General features: G+C 49.1%; 15 protein-coding genes. 4 read left to right on the top strand and 11 right to left on the bottom strand.

The genetic code is table 11. The annotated features are described in order from the left end of the window. Positions 1-8 precede the first annotated feature (8 nt). Positions 9-878: an ATP-grasp fold amidoligase family protein gene (locus tag ACVLVH_RS03350; RefSeq protein WP_498948722.1), complete on the bottom strand. Its 870-nt coding sequence runs from the start codon at positions 876-878 to the stop codon at positions 9-11. A 5-nt stretch (positions 879-883) separates the two neighbouring features. Next, positions 884-2,119 carry an oligosaccharide flippase family protein gene (locus ACVLVH_RS03345; protein ID WP_498948721.1) on the bottom strand — a complete coding sequence of 412 codons (1,236 nt, stop codon included), beginning with the start codon at positions 2,117-2,119 and terminating at the stop codon, positions 884-886. A gap of 610 nt (positions 2,120-2,729) precedes the next feature. On the opposite strand from ACVLVH_RS03345, the gene ACVLVH_RS03340 reads away from it, so the two are divergent. Further along, positions 2,730-2,918: a YjfB family protein gene (locus ACVLVH_RS03340; RefSeq protein WP_110867097.1), complete on the top strand. Its 189-nt coding sequence runs from the start codon at positions 2,730-2,732 to the stop codon at positions 2,916-2,918. Positions 2,919-3,028: 110 nt separating this feature from the next. Here the strand turns inward: ACVLVH_RS03340 and ACVLVH_RS03335 are convergent, their stop codons facing one another. From ACVLVH_RS03335 to ACVLVH_RS03310, 6 genes are all read right to left on the bottom strand, one after another. After that, positions 3,029-3,637, bottom strand: a complete 609-nt coding sequence (locus ACVLVH_RS03335) for an SIS domain-containing protein (RefSeq protein WP_110867098.1) — start codon at positions 3,635-3,637, stop codon at positions 3,029-3,031. After that, positions 3,634-5,274, bottom strand: coding sequence for an FGGY-family carbohydrate kinase (locus ACVLVH_RS03330; RefSeq protein WP_498948720.1), 1,641 nt, complete (start codon positions 5,272-5,274; stop codon positions 3,634-3,636). Before ACVLVH_RS03330 ends, ACVLVH_RS03335 begins: the two co-directional genes overlap by 4 nt. A gap of 28 nt (positions 5,275-5,302) precedes the next feature. Then, positions 5,303-6,256, bottom strand: a complete 954-nt coding sequence (locus ACVLVH_RS03325; protein ID WP_280172973.1) for an ABC transporter permease — start codon at positions 6,254-6,256, stop codon at positions 5,303-5,305. A 1-nt stretch (position 6,257) separates the two neighbouring features. Then, entirely contained in the window at positions 6,258-7,247 is a 990-nt protein-coding gene (locus ACVLVH_RS03320; RefSeq protein WP_210080148.1) for an ABC transporter permease, read from the bottom strand. Continuing rightward, complete coding sequence (locus ACVLVH_RS03315; protein WP_280172974.1) at positions 7,240-8,760, bottom strand: sugar ABC transporter ATP-binding protein; 1,521 nt, start codon at positions 8,758-8,760, stop codon at positions 7,240-7,242. Before ACVLVH_RS03315 ends, ACVLVH_RS03320 begins: the two co-directional genes overlap by 8 nt. 246 nt (positions 8,761-9,006) lie before the next feature. Beyond that, positions 9,007-9,993: an autoinducer 2 ABC transporter substrate-binding protein gene (locus tag ACVLVH_RS03310; RefSeq protein WP_192235288.1), complete on the bottom strand. Its 987-nt coding sequence runs from the start codon at positions 9,991-9,993 to the stop codon at positions 9,007-9,009. A gap of 639 nt (positions 9,994-10,632) precedes the next feature. On the opposite strand from ACVLVH_RS03310, the gene ACVLVH_RS03305 reads away from it, so the two are divergent. After that, positions 10,633-11,928 carry an MFS transporter gene (locus ACVLVH_RS03305; RefSeq protein WP_192235286.1) on the top strand — a complete coding sequence of 432 codons (1,296 nt, stop codon included), beginning with the start codon at positions 10,633-10,635 and terminating at the stop codon, positions 11,926-11,928. A gap of 15 nt (positions 11,929-11,943) precedes the next feature. After that, positions 11,944-12,750, top strand: coding sequence for a substrate-binding domain-containing protein (locus tag ACVLVH_RS03300; RefSeq protein WP_192414585.1), 807 nt, complete (start codon positions 11,944-11,946; stop codon positions 12,748-12,750). On the opposite strand, the gene psrA is transcribed toward ACVLVH_RS03300, so the two are convergent. The 3 genes from psrA to ACVLVH_RS03285 all read right to left on the bottom strand — a co-directional run bounded on the left by psrA (position 12,725) and on the right by ACVLVH_RS03285 (position 15,042). After that, a complete protein-coding gene (gene psrA, locus ACVLVH_RS03295; protein ID WP_192414583.1) occupies positions 12,725-13,624 on the bottom strand; it encodes an L-proline-binding transcription factor PsrA in 900 nt (299 codons plus the stop codon). The genes ACVLVH_RS03300 and psrA overlap by 26 nt on opposite strands. Positions 13,625-13,761: 137 nt before the next feature. After that, positions 13,762-14,553, bottom strand: coding sequence for a cytochrome c oxidase assembly protein (locus tag ACVLVH_RS03290; protein WP_498948718.1), 792 nt, complete (start codon positions 14,551-14,553; stop codon positions 13,762-13,764). A 12-nt stretch (positions 14,554-14,565) separates the two neighbouring features. Beyond that, complete coding sequence (locus ACVLVH_RS03285; protein WP_462063187.1) at positions 14,566-15,042, bottom strand: DUF2243 domain-containing protein; 477 nt, start codon at positions 15,040-15,042, stop codon at positions 14,566-14,568. Between the two features lie 240 nt (positions 15,043-15,282). Here ACVLVH_RS03285 and ACVLVH_RS03280 point away from each other — a divergent pair, with 240 nt between their 5' ends. Next, positions 15,283-15,897 (top strand): TetR/AcrR family transcriptional regulator, encoded by a 615-nt coding sequence (locus tag ACVLVH_RS03280; protein ID WP_210080153.1) that lies wholly within the window; start codon positions 15,283-15,285, stop codon positions 15,895-15,897. The last annotated feature ends 18 nt before the right edge of the window (positions 15,898-15,915 follow it).

The raw sequence follows: 15,915 nt of genomic DNA, 5'->3' as shown, positions 1-15,915 counted from the left end.
CTTTGAAACTACAACTTTAGCTGGCTGCCTAAAATAGCATCGGCTTCCTGCAGTGTCACATCGAGTCCCGCAGAGGGCGTAAATGTCAATTCGCCAAAAATAACCTTACCGTTGAGAAGGTAGAAGTCAGCACGAACAAATTTAAAATCAGCGGCCAGTTTAACCGCATATTCTTTCATGTTAGTGAAACCTTCCGGCACCTTTGGATAGCTGTTGGTATTGATTAATTCAACAGTATCTTCAAAGGGAAGCGGATGCCAGTTCATATCAAAATAATAGAATTTAGGTGTGCCTTTCTCTCGCTCCATGCACACCATTACCGCATAAGGTTTTCCATTGAAACAGTAGAATTTATAATCCTCTGGGAATCCACCACGTTCATTCTCAATGTATTTTTCGCATAAGATTTTGCGGTCAATTTTCTTATACTGCGGCTCAATGAAATGGGAGGAGAAATCCTGCTTCAACCATTTACTGAGTTGCTTGTTGGTTTTTTCAATGTCCAGCGATGCTTTGCTATCACAGATTATGTTGTAACCTGCGCCATGGTTACACTTAAGTGCGAATTTATTGGGTAATGCGCGGTAGTCAATATCCATTGGGTCATCATACACGCCGTAGAGTTCATTCAGGATTTCACCACACCCTTTCGCTATCACATACTCCCGAACCTTATACTTGTCCGCGCACAAGGTATAAATATCGCCATTTAACTCATTGAATTTGAGCCACTGAATTTTTTCATTGAAATTGATTGGATTGGTTAAGTTCAGCCTTTTCTTAAACTTAATATAGTAATGTGTTTTAGCGCAAAATTCTGGGTACATATATGCGCTGATTTTTAACGCTGATTTGACTGTGTGTTTTATCATTTTCATTAAAATTATCTCAGTTTGAAAATGTTAAGATGCATTTTGATGATTGTTTTATTTCTGAAGAAGTAATTGAGTAAAGTGCAAGACATAATCTCAACGATCAAAAAACAGTATGCGGCCCCATTAATGCCGAAGGAATTAATCATTAGCCATGAAAGCGGTATGGTTAAGACACAACATAAAAACATCTTTTTAGCCAGGTAACTGTATCCGGACTCTTTGATCATATAGCGATAACAAATTGTACCTAATGCAGAGAACATAGTGCCGATGATAATGATGGGAATGATACTCACGGAATCCATATACTTATCGCCATACAATAAATGGATGAAGTATTCACCAAAAAAGTAGAATCCAGCTAACGCTATAAGCGAACACAAGATGACAATTCGGTTGATTTTAATGAGTAGCATTTCAACGGTGATTTGATCTTTTTCACTGTATATCTTTGAGAAGAAGCTTGTTATTAATGCCAACACAATAAATGACCAGGCACCTCCTAGAGTTAACGCGACGCTATACACGCCCAGATTTGAGTAAGAAAGGATTTTTGCCAAAAAAATGCTCGATATCTGCGTATAGATGTCAGCCGATAGACTCGATAAAATCAGTGCACCGCCGGTGAATAACATATGACGGTTATACATTCGGGCGCCTTTACGATTCTCATTTACTTTTGTGGTGTAGTTAAAATAGATAAGACGCAGGAAATAAGGTATGAGCGGGATGATAATAATAGGAATGGTGAAGTAGTACACGGGCATTTTGAAGTATGAAATTGAGAATCGAATCAACAAGGCAACAGATAAGCCGATCACATTGGTGATGGTGTTTATTTTTGATTTTAATTGCGTGTTGTTGTAGATGGAAAAGAAGTCCATCACAATGTAGTAAGTGGCAATACAGTTGGCCAAACCAAATAGAAACACAATGATATCAGTGAATAAGTAGAGGTAGATCAACACCGCGCTTGATGACAGAAGGAAGAAAAATCGCCGTTGATTTTGTGTGTGTATCGCTAATGCGATTCCAGACTTACTCTTTTCACTCATGCGTTTAAAGATGATGTTCTGACCGCCAAACCACGATAGCGTTTGCACAAATATAAACAGAGAAGTTGAAATGTTTATTTTGCCATAGTCTTCAGGGCCAACGTATTTTGCCATCAGCGCATTAATATATAGTAGCCCGATGATATTGACTGACTTTTCTAACATGATCCATATTGAGTTAGAGTACATTGCATGTCTCTCATCTACATAGCTGTGTTGATAGCGTTAAGGACTGTTTACAAGCCATCCGCAAAAATTGAAGCTTTCTTCTGTATGCATTTATGTTGTGTTTTATTGCGAAATATTCATATAAAAAACATCCAATATTACTGTTTATCCTGCAGGCTAAATTAATTGGTTGACAGTGTGGCTGCTGATATCCAATTAGTGAAGGGATTTTTTATTAATCAGATTAATGACGTGCGTTTTCAAATATTGAGTCCATTATTTAATTGTGTTCGACTCTATATATTGTGATGATGATCATGATTTTCTTTAACGGGACTAATTACCGAGAGCACACAGTGTAGCGGCGCAATTCATTGCGCGATTATGCCCTATTTCATGGGGCTGATTTCTGACCACGTCAGTACCGCTGTGGCTTACAGACTCCTACAGCTGTGCTTTGTTGTGGTGCTGGCCTCGCAGACATTCATAATGCGGTGAGTGGCTTGAGGGGCGATTCTGCGGAATCGCCTTACGAGTGAACGTTAAAGTAATGCGTGCAAATGCCGATAAGCCTTTCAGGCTTTTAAAAGCTGTTTTTGTACTCAATATTCGTATTAATCAGGAGAGCAAGATGGATGTATCACAAATTACATCACTGGCTACCGGCCTTGATAACATGGAACTGGCTAATAAAATAAGCACGTTAGTACTGAAGAAGACGTTAGATAATCAGCAATCGATGGCGAGCGGCATTCTGGATTCGATTCCTCAGTTGCCTGCAAACCCTGCAATTGGGCGCAACATTAATACCACTGCCTGAAGTCAGCATTAACGGTTTTATGGAGTGATGTCGATCTGGTATCACTCCCCAAATGATTAAATAGTGTTGGCATGTTATTAGCGGAAGAAATTACAGGGTGAAGGTGTCGATCACATATCCTGTTCGCGCAGTATTTTGCCGACATTTCCGCCCGGATGGACGTTGAGCAGCCGCTGCTGATCGAAGCCGTTACGCAGCATGATGTTACAGCACAGCGCATCGAACACCGCCAGCACCAGCATGATAGAAGTGGTAGCCAGCATATTGAGCGGGTCGATCTCCCTCTGGATATGCGTTTTCACCACCAGTGTAGCGGCGTCGGCAATCGCTGAGTCCAGGTTTTCCGTCACGCTGATGATAGCAACGCCTTTGGTTTTAAGCGTCGGCAGCAGGCGCGTTAGTTCTTCAGAATTACCGCCTCGTGAAATCAGGATCATCAGGTCGTTGTTGCGCATAAATCCCAGGTCACCGTGGGCTGCATCGGTAGCGTTGAGGTACACTGCTGGTTGCTCGACGCATGCCAGCATGTGGGCGATTTTCCGCGCGGCAATGCCCGAGGTGCCAACACCGGTCACAACAATTTTACCGTGGCATCCGGTAACCAGCATCAGGAGCTGATGCCAGGTTTCGGCATCAAGATTACGTTGTAACGCCAGTAATTCCTCGCTATAGGTCTGCCAGGCCTGACATGCCTGAGTAAATTCTTCTTCCGCATTCATTCGGTTTTCCCCTGCATCAGGTCACGATATTTCATGCTGTCGTGATACATCTCGTGGAATACGCGGTATTTACGATCGTAATACTCTTTAATTTTGTTGGTCTGAGGTGTGATGGTTTTACCAATGCGGCTCATAGCAGCCATGGCTTCCGGCAGCGAATCATAGACACCCGCTGCAACGGTGCCCATCATGGCGCTGCCGAGCAACATCGCTTCACTCTCTTCCGGCAACAGCATTGCGCAACCTGTCGCGTTGGAATGCTCCTGCACAAAAATCGGGTTTTTAGTGCCGCCACCACTCGCCATCATGGTATCAATGCAATAACCACTCTGGTTCATGGTTTCAATAATATGACGAGTGCCGAGCGCCAGCGCCTGAATGGTGGCGAGATAATGCAGCGCCATGTCTTCCGGCGTGCGAGACAATTTCAGGCCAGTCAACGTGCCCGTAAGTGTTGGATTGGCACGCGGTGAGCGGTTGCCGTGGAAATAGGGCAACATATGAATGTCTTTGGTCAGGAACGCGATATTTTCTGGCTCACCCGCCATGTTGCGTAAAATACCGTTCAGAATTTCATAAATCGTTTTGCCGCTGTCTTTGCCCTGTTTGAGCAAATCCTGATAACACGGGTGGGACTGAATGACATGATCAATTAACGCGCCGGTAGTCGATTGTCCGCCTTCATTCAGCCAGTAATCCGGCAGAATCGCCGAATAATATGGTCCCCAGATCCCACCGATATAGCGCGCGCTACGCGACATCGCCATATGAGCGGTGGACGTCCCGCCAATCAGCGCGATGCGATTATCGAAATCCGCTGATTCGCCGGATACGCCGCTGGCACCCAGAATGCCGAGGCTACCCGCGTGGGCATCAATAATGGAGACGCTGACCGCCGTACCGGCAATCAACCCCATTTCTGCAGCGGCGCGCTGAGTTAATCCATGCCCCAGCGGCTCACCCATGGTTTTTACTTCACTGCCGATTTTTGACGCGTTGTTTTCCAGCAAATCTTCCAGACCGATCTGGCGGAAATAGCTCGAGTCCCAGCGGTCTTCGTGACCGATATACGTCCATTTGCAGACGGTGGAGCACAACGAACGCGTGGTGTCCTGCGTGGCGCGCCAGGTAAGAAAATCAGGCAGGTCGAACAGATGCCCGACGTTGCTCCAGGTCGTCGGCATGTGTTGCTTCAGCCACAGCAGTTTTGGCGTCTGCATTTCTGGTGAGATGATTCCGCCGACAAATTCCAGCACGCGGTGGCCGGTGGCATTGATGCGTTCTGCCTGCGTGATAGCACGGTGATCCATCCATACAATAATGTTCTGCTCGCTTTGCCCGGACGGGCTGACGGTCAGCGGTTTACCTTCTTTATCCAGCACCACCAGCGAACAAGTGGCGTCAAAACCGATGCCTTTCACCTGAATAGGATTGATATCTGCCTGATTAACCGCGTCTTTTACGGCGTTACAGACAGACTGCCAAATCTCATCGGAAGACTGTTCGACGAAATCGGCTTTCGGGCGGTACAACGTGATCTCACGGCTGGCCTGGCCGACCATGCGGCCGGTCATATCGAAGACGCCTGCGCGGGCGCTGCCGGTTCCTACGTCTATTCCAATAAAATATGTCGCCATGTTTTTTCCCTTCGTAAAAATCTTTCGCTTATGATTTTCTGTTTTGCAGAGCGATAAACAGGATCAGAACGCAACCCCACAGCGCCATGGTCAGATAACTGCTAACGCCCATCAGGTTAAGGCCGCTCTCGAGCATTTGCAGGACGATCAACGCCAGTACCAGTCCGATGACCCGGCCAAACCCGCCGTCGGGATTAATTCCACCGAGTACAGAAGCCAGAATGGTCACCAGCAAATAGGAGTCGCCATAGCCTGCTTTGGCCGAGTTGAATTTGGACATCATCAGCAGTGCCGCGCCCCATCCGAGCAGCGCGGAAAGCACATACACCGCGAGAGTAACTTTGTGGGTATTGACACCACTGAACCGCGTGGCCTGTTCGTTGGAACCCATCAGATAGAGGCTGCGTCCCAGCGTGGTATGTTCCAGTAACACCCACAACAGCAGCGCCACCAGCAGGAATAACAGCAGCGCAACCGGAATGCCGAGCAGGCTGCCGTTGCTGAGATATTGAATGGCTGCCGGGAAGCCGGAAATCACAGCACCATTGGTTAGCAGAATATTCAGCCCGCCAATCAGCGTCATGGTACCGAGGGTCGCCAGAATCGGCGAAACACCGATATAGGCGATCAGTGCGCCATTGAGCGCGCCAATGAGCACAGCGATGACCAGACCCGCGAGCATCGCCAGCGCGAAATATTCTGGCTGGTTCGGGTGCGCCACCAGAATGGCCGCCATCGCCAGCGAACAGGCATTGGCTCCGGCAATGACCGACAGATTGATACCGCCGGTGAGCATGGTGATACCCATACCCAGCGCCAGCATGCCCAGAATCGGTAATTGAGAGGAGATCGACTGGAAATTGCCGATGCTGTAAAAACTGCCGCCCAGCGTGAACGAGAACAGCACGGCAACGGCGACGATGATCAGTAACTGCAAGCGGATGATGCGATCGCCAGGAAAGAAGCGGTTTAAGGTTGTCATGTCACATTCCCTTTGCCAGTTTGCGTTTTTCATTCCATGCGGTGCTGCTGATGCTGACCAAAATGATCACGCCGCTGAAAACCTGATGCCAGTAAGATGAAATGCTCAGCAAGGTCATACCATTTTGCAGGAAGGCCAGCAGCATTACCCCCAGAATGGTGCCGGTCAGCGAACCACGGCCGCCGGTCATGCTGGTGCCGCCTAATACCACCGCCGCCAGCACCGTCAGCTCATAACCCAGCAGGGAATTAGGCGCGACAGACTGGGTGATTTGTGCCTGAACCACGGCCGCTATACCCGCCAGCAATCCCATAAATCCGTATACATAAAAATGCAGTCGCAGGATGTTCAGGCCGAGACGCGACGCAGCGTCACGGTTGCTGCCCATAGCATAAATCTGGCGCCCCACGCGTGTGCGGTTCATCAACACGCCGGTGGCGATGATCACGCCCAGCAAGCTAAGCAGCGGCAGTGTCAGGCCATAGTCGTAACCGTCGGCGGCGGTAAAGGAGAACCAATTAATACCGTTCATAAACCAGTCGGGAAACCCGTATAACCAGGTGCCATTGGTGACATACACCAGCAGACCGTAAAACAGGTTTAACGTGGCAATGGTGATAATGATGGCCGGAACGCGCAGCCAGTACACCAGAAAACCGTTGACCAGCCCGAGCAGCAACCCGCTGCCCATCGACAGGGCAAATGCCAGTGGAAAGCTACCGCCGTGATGGATGATGTAACTGGCCATCACGTACTGACCGATTGAGGTAATGGCCGGGAAAGAGATGTCGATGCCCCCGGCAATTAACACCACAAACAGACCACAGGCCAGAATGGCAAGAATGGCGTAACTGGTGGCGACGTCAGTCAGGTTACCCAGGGTCATAAATTCACTGGTGCCGACGCTTAAGCCAATCACCAGCAGCAGAACCAGTAATCCCAGCCAGAATTCGTGCTGGGAAAACAGTTTCGACAGAGATTTATTATCCATTAATCACCTCCGCAATCTGCGCTTCGCTGCTTTGGTGCGGCGCGAATTCCGCTACCAGTTCGCCTTTGCGCATCACCAGCACGCGATGACTGTTGTAATACGCTTCCGGAATTTCATCGCAAATCATCAGCACCGCCATGCCAGATTCCGCCAAATCGCGAGCGATGCGATAAATTCCCTCTTTGTTGGCAATATCTACGCCGACGGTCGGCGAATCGAGGATCAGAATATGGGGTTGTGTTGCTACCCATTTGGCGATGGCGATCCGCTGCGCGTTACCGCCGGAAAGGGTTTTAACGGGTAACTGGCTATCCGAGACTTTGATGTTCAAATCGCGGATCAGGTCCCTCACCACCGCTGCGGCTTTCTGATGGTCCATTAATCCTGCGCCGGTGTGCAGCTTGTCGAAAATGGACACCAGCGTGTTGTCATAAATCGATTGTTCCATGATCAGACCCTGCGTCAGACGGTCTTCTGACACATAAGCAATGCCGTGACGGATGGCGTCGCGGTTACTGTGGAATTGCACCACATTGCCGTTAACGCGAATTTCTCCGCTATCTGGTTGGCTCATGCCGAACAGGCTCAGACAGAGTTCCGTCCGGCCCGAACCGAGCAGGCCAATAATCGAGGTGATTTCACCCTGGCGCAGCGCCAGTGAAATATTCTGATACTGACCATTGCGGCTTAGTTGGCTGATTTCAAGGAGTGGCGTTACGTTGGCTGGCGCACGATGCGGCAGATGACTGTAGGTAAAACGTTGTCCGGTCATCAGGAACGCCAGTTCATTACTGTCGAGTTCGCTGGCCGGATAGGTGCCAACCAGTTTGCCGTCGCGCATCACGCTGATGCGATCGGCCACTTCCATCACCTCATCAAGACGGTGGCTGACAAACACCACGCAGATACCGGCGGCTTTGAGCTCATTCACCACGCGCAACAGACCATTCACTTCAGTACGAGTCAGCGATGCGGTCGGTTCATCCATAATCACTAAACTGGCGTCAGCGGCGATAGCGCGGCATATGGCGACTAATTGGCGATCGGCGATCGACAGCTTTTCGACTTTACGATCCGGATCCAGAGAGACGCCGACCCGTTGCATCGCTGCCACCGCTTTTTTGCGCATTGCCTCGCGATGTACCCAAAAATCTCCGCCGGGTAAATAACGGTGAATGGCAATGTTTTCGGCTACCGACAGGTTGGGAAATAAAGACAAATCCTGATAAATAACCTGAATGCCGTAATACGAAGAGAGCTGGGGCGTAAGAGTATGAAATAGTTTTCCGTCCAGCGTAATGGCCGCGCCTTTTTCCGGCTGATAAACACCAGAAATGACTTTAATGATGGTACTTTTGCCACAGCCATTTTGACCAGCAAGGCAATGCACTTCGCCTTTATTTAACGTCAGGCTGACATTGTCTAATGCTAGTACGCCGGGAAATTTTTTGCTGATTCTTTCAAGGCTGATAAAGGCCTCATAAGGGGCAGGGGACGTATTAAGCGTATTCATCACCGATCCTTAAGCATATCCTTTGTAATTCCAGTGGGCGTTGGCTGCACAGTTTTAATTGAATCAATGAGTTACATTTTCTCATTGGCAACTTTGCCTTGGCTGGAATTATTTTGGGTATAAATTTTCATGTCTGAGTCGAGATCTAAATACGGCACAACATACAACGCCGTATTTATTTCTCTTAGCCTGGTGTGGCGCTGGAGATAATCTGTCTCCGGAAAATACCTGAATTAAAAAGCCTGATCAGAATCCAAGTGATTTCGCATTCTCTGGTGTCACTTCCAGAATTTTATTAAAGCGAATGACTTTTTTATCCATATCTACGTCGGCTTTCCCCAGCCCTTCAATAGTCAGATCTTTGGTGACTTCTTTACCCTGCAATAGCTGATCAGCGACCGTTACTAAGGCATAGCCGGCATCTTTTGGATCCCACAGCAGCGCTTTCTTAATATCACCGCGCATTAAATACGGAGCAGCTTGAGCGGGCATAGCGATACCAACAACGGCGATTTTATTTTTAGCGCGTTTCTGTTGAACCGCCTGACCCGCACCAATCGGGCCGAGCGAACCGAAACCGATAATCCCTTTCAGGTCGGGATAGGTCTTCATTAAATCCAACGTGGTGGAGTATGACTTATCAATATTTTCCGCCACCGGCAGGCGAGACGTTACTTCATGCATATCCGGGTACTTTTCTTTCTGATATTTGATCGCAGCATCCGCCCACGCGTTATGCAGCGGCACAGTCAGGGATCCAACATAAATGGCGTACCCTCCTTTGCTACCCATATCTTTTGCCAGTTCGTCCATATTGGCTTCAGCATATTTCTGGCTGTCGATGGTTTCGATATCCCATTGACCAATTTGCTGGTCCGGCGATTCATGGGTTAATACCACGATGCCCTGGTCACGCGCTTTCTTTAATACCGGCTCCAATACTTTGGCATCGTTTGGCACCACGATGATGGCGTCGACTTTTTTAGCAATCAAATCTTCAATCACTTTGACTTGCTGGGCCGGGTCTGGAGTGGAGCCGCCGACTTGATAAGCGTTGACATCCAGTTTTTGCGCGGCCTCTTTCACGCCGACTTCCATGCGGGTAAACCATGGGATGCCGGTGACTTTGGCGACCACGGCAATATCGTAAGGCTTAGCGGCGAAAGAGGGTGTTGTGAATAACATGCATGCTGAAACCACACATGCACTGACTAATGCGAGGTTAAATTTCATTGCGATACCTTTCTTATGATGTTTTGCAGTAGGGAGCGGACGGTTGGTATTCAATTCACACTCAGAGATTAACTGAAGGAGACACCGGTTTTCGCATGATTGTGATCAAAATGTGAACAATGCCCAGTTTTGTTAAATTTAAAGGTTAATTGTGTTAATAAAAAGTAAATAAACACTCCTCCCTTTCCCGGCATCCCGAATTTCAGAGGTGATGGGGTGTTTCTATTAACAATTTATTTCCAATAAAGTAACAAAAGAGAAATATTTGACCGCGTCGTATCTTTCTTGCAGCGAAGAAGGCGGTGCCAAAAATTTTATTTGCACGGAATGTGAACAGCAGCGCATTCCTGGCGATTTTAAGATTCCGAAAACGACGTTTCCCGACCGCCGTCATTTTCATCCTCACCGGATATGAGCCTTGTCACAAAATACGTATGACGTTTTTAGCCCTCAAAAAGTAACGCTAAGAAGTGAGGGGCTGTTAAAGGCCCGTTGCAGCTTGTTAATGAATTTGCTAACGCAGATTAATGCAGTAAACGCATCAACTCATGAGTTTATTGCGCTTATATAGTTTGTTTTGCTCATCCAGTCTGCAGAAGCAGGCGCTGTAAAAGCGCTAATGACAAACTGGAGATAAACATGCATTCCTCTAACCTACCCATGACGGCCCGAACCCGATGCAGTGCGATACTGCGGGTGACTTCTGGCAACTTTCTGGAACAATTCGATTTTTTCCTTTTCGGGTTTTATGCCACTTATATCGCCCATACTTTCTTTCCGGCCAGCAGTGAATTTGCTTCGCTGATGATGACCTTCGCGGTCTTTGGCGCGGGGTTTTTAATGCGTCCGGTCGGCGCGATTGTGCTGGGCGCGTATATTGATAAAGTCGGCAGACGTAAAGGGCTCATTGTTACCTTGTCGATCATGGCGGCGGGGACCTTCCTGATTGTTCTCATTCCGTCTTATCAAACGATTGGGCTCTGGGCACCCTTTTTAGTGCTGTGTGGTCGCTTATTGCAAGGCTTCTCAGCGGGCGCAGAGTTAGGCGGCGTATCCGTCTATCTGGCAGAAATTGCCACGCCCGGCCGTAAAGGTTTTTACACCAGCTGGCAATCTGGCAGCCAGCAAGTGGCCATTATGGTGGCAGCGGCCATGGGCTTCGCACTGAATGCGGCCATGGAAGAAAGCACCCTTCGCGAGTGGGGATGGCGTTTGCCTTTCCTGTTCGGCTGCCTGATTGTTCCGTTCATTTTTGTTCTGCGCCGTAAACTGGAGGAGACCGAAGCGTTCACTGCTCGCCGCAACCACCTGGCGATGCGTGACGTGTTTAAAACGCTGTTAGCAAACTGGCAGGTGGTTATCGCCGGAATGTTGATGGTCGCCATGACCACCACCGCGTTTTATCTGATCACCGTATATGCCCCTACCTTTGGTAAAAAAGTGCTGATGCTGAGCGCTTCTGACAGTCTGCTGGTGACTCTGCTGGTTGCGGTATCAAACTTCTTCTGGCTACCGGTTGGGGGAGCCCTGTCAGACCGCTATGGCCGTAAGCCAGTATTGGTGACCATGGCGATGCTGGCGCTGATGACTGCTTATCCGGCACTTAACCTGCTTGCTGAAGCACCCAGCTTTTCCATGATGCTGACAGTGCTGTTGTGGCTCTCCTTCCTTTACGGTCTGTATAACGGCGCCATGATCCCGGCATTAACAGAGATTATGCCGGTAGAAGTGCGAGTTGCTGGCTTCTCTCTGGCCTACAGCCTGGCTACGGCTATTTTCGGTGGATTTACGCCAGTCATTTCAACTGCACTGATTGAGTACACCGGCGATAAGGCTTCACCCGGCTACTGGATGAGCTTTGCTGCGATTTGTGCATTACTGGCCACCCTCTATTTATACCGTCGCAGCGCGTTATCACTTCAAACCGCTGGTTAGTTCAGGAATAACATCATGCAAAAAATACATCGTTCACTTCTCATTACGCTGTTAGTGAGTTCCGTTAGTTTTTCAGCGGCGGCCAAAGATGTCACCGTTATGATTTCGGGCGGATTTAAAGCGGCGCTGGAAAAACTGGCTCCACAATTTGAAGCAAAAAGCGGCGACAAGATCATTTTGATCTCTGGCCCCTCGATGGGGAGAACGCCTCAGGCGATTCCAGCGCGCCTGGCGCGCGGGGAGAAGGCGGATGTGGTGATTATGGTCGGTGATGCGCTAAAAAACCTGGAGAAGGATAACTGGCTTCAGCCGGGCTCGCGCGTTGAGCTAGCCGACTCTTCAATTGGTATGGTCGTTAAAGAAGGTGAGCCTAAACTAAATATTAAAACGGATGCAGATCTGCGTAATGCCCTTTTGCAGGCCAAATCTATTGCTTATTCTGACAGTGCCAGCGGCCGCTATGTCAGCAGCCAACTGTTTAAAAAACTGGGAATAGAAGACCAGGTAAAAACAAAAGCGCATAGGGTAGAGCGCATTCCGGTGGCATCCGAAGTGGCTAAAGGCAATTATGCCGTCGGTTTCCAGCAAGTGAGTGAATTGCTACCTGTGCTGGGCGTCACCTTTGTGGGTGAACTGCCTGAAGATGTGCAATACGTTACCCGTTTTGCCGGTGCGGTGACCGCCAAAGCAACAAACGGGCAGGAGGGCAAAGCGTTACTCAACTTCCTCTCTTCGGCTGAGGCGCAAGATACTGTGCGCGCTACCGGATTGCGATCGGTGACGGCTGAACTGCCAGTTAAACAACACGATACTGTTCAGTGATCAGCTTCTCTAACTCAGCTGCAATGTAGGATTGCATACGGCCACTGCGCCTGATCAGGCCAACCGTACGCTTTACCACCGGCTCAGTGAGTGAAAGGTGTGTGAGTACTGAATGCTCTGACATCGGCATCGACATAGCGGGTACGGCAGCCATGCCGATACCCGCTTCAACCATACCTAGCATGGTGGTCACATGACGGGTTTCGCAGATACTGGGGCGCTCAGGAACGATGTGATCCAGCATCTTATCAAGTAGATGGCGGTTACCGGAGGTCTTATCCAGCTCAATGTAATCCTGCTGATAAAACTCTCGCCAGGTCAGGTTTTTTTTATTGGCTAATGGATGATCCCGCCTGCAGGCCGCCACGTAGACATCGCTCGTCAAGGGTATAAATTCGATAGTGGTTTGCAGATCCCTGGCAAAACAGATGCCGAAGTCTGCCTGACCATTGGCCACTGCTTCAATGACGTTTCCAGCGCTACTATCAATGATTTTCACACGCACCCGTGGATAGCGTGTCTGGAAACGGCGGATAACATCGGGCATAAAATAGTAGGCTGCCGAGGGCACAGTGGCAACGGTGACCAGCCCTACACGATCCTGACTCACCTTATTAATATCCGCTAATACCAGTTCAACATTCGCCAGCAGCTGATCTGAGCGTTCAGCAAAGGTCCGTCCATATAGTGTCAACGTGACACGCCGGGTCGTTCTGTCGAACAACTTGATCCCTAACGCGGATTCCAGCTTTTCTATCCTACGACTCAATGCTGACTGAGAAAGGCAGATGGACTCAGCGGCAAGCCGAAAATTACTGTATTCAACCAGCGCACGGAAGGCATAAAGATCGTTAAGGTCAAAGTTTACAGGCATAGCAGCAGACAGTCCTTTGGAGCCAGCGGGTGTTCAAAGGGGCAATGATAGCCACATTATTGATTACGGTAACCACGTCTTACCTACAAATGTTATTACTTTTCATATTGGCAAATAATTTTGTCATGGAATGGTCATTATTTCCCCACCAGCATTTCTGGCAGCGTGCTGCGTTGCCGGAACCACGCGGCAAAAAAGCCGAAGATAATGCAAAACTCGGCAATATCTCCGCCGTAATACATCCACTGCGCAGCCTGCTGAATTTCTTCAGAGCTGGCTAAGGTTCCACGTGGGTATCCGAAGCCGTACATCAACTTCGCAAGAATAGCGTGAGCGGTCGTAGCAAAAAAAATTGCCGCCAGACGCACAGTTCTCGATGGACGGTGAGGCGCGGGATCGGGCCCGGCAACAGACCAGGTAAACAGGTAGCCGGAGAGGACAAAATGCAGATGCAGGAAAATAAACAGGGCAGGAATGGCCATGCTAAACGCATATAACGGAGTGAGATAAAGAAGATACATCCCGCCAATATCCAGCGAAGCAGCGGTAAATGGATGGATTAAAAAGCGTATCGGGCGGGTGCGGAGAATAGTCATCATAGCGCGCGCCCACCGTGCGGTTAGAGTGCGTAATATCAGTGAGCCGGGCGCCCCAAATACCAATCCGAGAGGTCCAAACATACCAAGTAACAGATGCTGCAACATATGACCGCGTAAGTCATGATGCGCCCAGTTAGCCAAAGGCGGCAGCATGGATGCCACGATCATGACGGTGCCGGCGGTGAAGCTGGCCATGCGCCAGGCGCTCCAGTGGGCAACCCGGCATAAACGGACAGCGGCGATCAAATAAAAAAAGAGGATGACAGCAGGAGCTATGACCAAAAGAATAAATAGCGCGACTGAATGAGGCATCGCCGCAGGATGCATCATGGGATCCACGGATCAAACTTCCGTTTTAGCGGATAGAGCAGACCGCGCGTGACGATAAATCAGCAAGCCTGCCACCAATAACAGCACAGCAGACAGATTCCAGATAAGGTCATAAAGCAGCACGTTATCAACATAGCGGATCTGATGCAGCCTGAGCAGCTTGTGATCAACAATCCCATCAAACAGTTGAAAAGCCCCCAAACCCATAATGAATCCTGCCCATGCTGCCGTGCGGTTGAGTTTTCCACGGCTTCGCAGGTCCGCAAACATGAAAAAACCAAGCACGAAAAGAATCAGCTCGCCTGCGTGCAATAATCCATCTGAAAGCAGGCTAAACGCGGGTGTGCCCCAGTCAAAGAAGTGATGCCAGGCCAGAATCTGATGAAATACCACTTCATCAATTGCCGCCATCATACCGATACCCAGTGGAAGGGTGGCTATGAATGAACGTTTCAGATCGGATTGAGGACTGGAATTCAAAGTTGGCACTACGCTCTCCGGGTAAAAGTTAAATTTCACTTAAGAAGCGTAGATGATAATTCCCGCAGCCCGGTCGGTTTACGCCAGCGTTATGTCGGGCAGGGCGCACGACATGACCAAAAGCGGTTTTCCAGAGATTTCGCTGAGATTGTGATGATAGCAATCAGGCCTTGAAGCGATGAGAAATTGTGACCAAAATATCCACTGGTCACTCATCGTTTACATCAGCTCACCGAGCAAAGTTGAAATATGACAGAGAAAAAAACTACCGCCGCCACGCGTGGGCCTTCCGATCACACCATCCGCGATCAGATTGTGGCTGCCGCCATGGAGTACTTTAGCCATTACGGCTTTGAGAAAACCACCGTATCCGATCTCGCGCGATCAATCGGCTTCTCCAAAGCCTACATTTACAAGTTTTTCGGTTCAAAGCAGGAAATCGGTGAAGTCATCTGCGCCAATTGCCTTACGGATATCACGGAAAGGCTGAACGCTGCGCTGGAGCAGTCACCTTCCGCCACGGAAAAAATAAAGCAGCTGTTTCAGACGCTTGCTGTGGCAGGCTGCGAGCTGTTTTTCCGCGAGCGGCGGCTGTATGACATTGCCGCCGCTTCCTCGCGTGAGCACTGGCCTGCTGCTGTGCAATATGAGGATTCCCTGCGTGAAATCGTGCTCGCCATCCTGCGCGCAGGACGCACTGCCGGGGAATTTGAGCGTAAAACGCCGCTGGATGAAACGGCCGCCGCCGTCTATCTGGTAGTCAGACCTCTTGCCGATCCACTTCAATTGCAATCCTCACTTGATACGGCCGGAGAAGATGCAAGCCAATTGGCTGCATTAGTACTTAGAAGTCTCGCTCCGTAATTTGTGACCATTGACATA

The sequence above is a fragment of the Kluyvera sp. 1366 genome (assembly GCF_054823405.1).
This window is presented reverse-complemented; position numbering and strand designations above follow the sequence as displayed.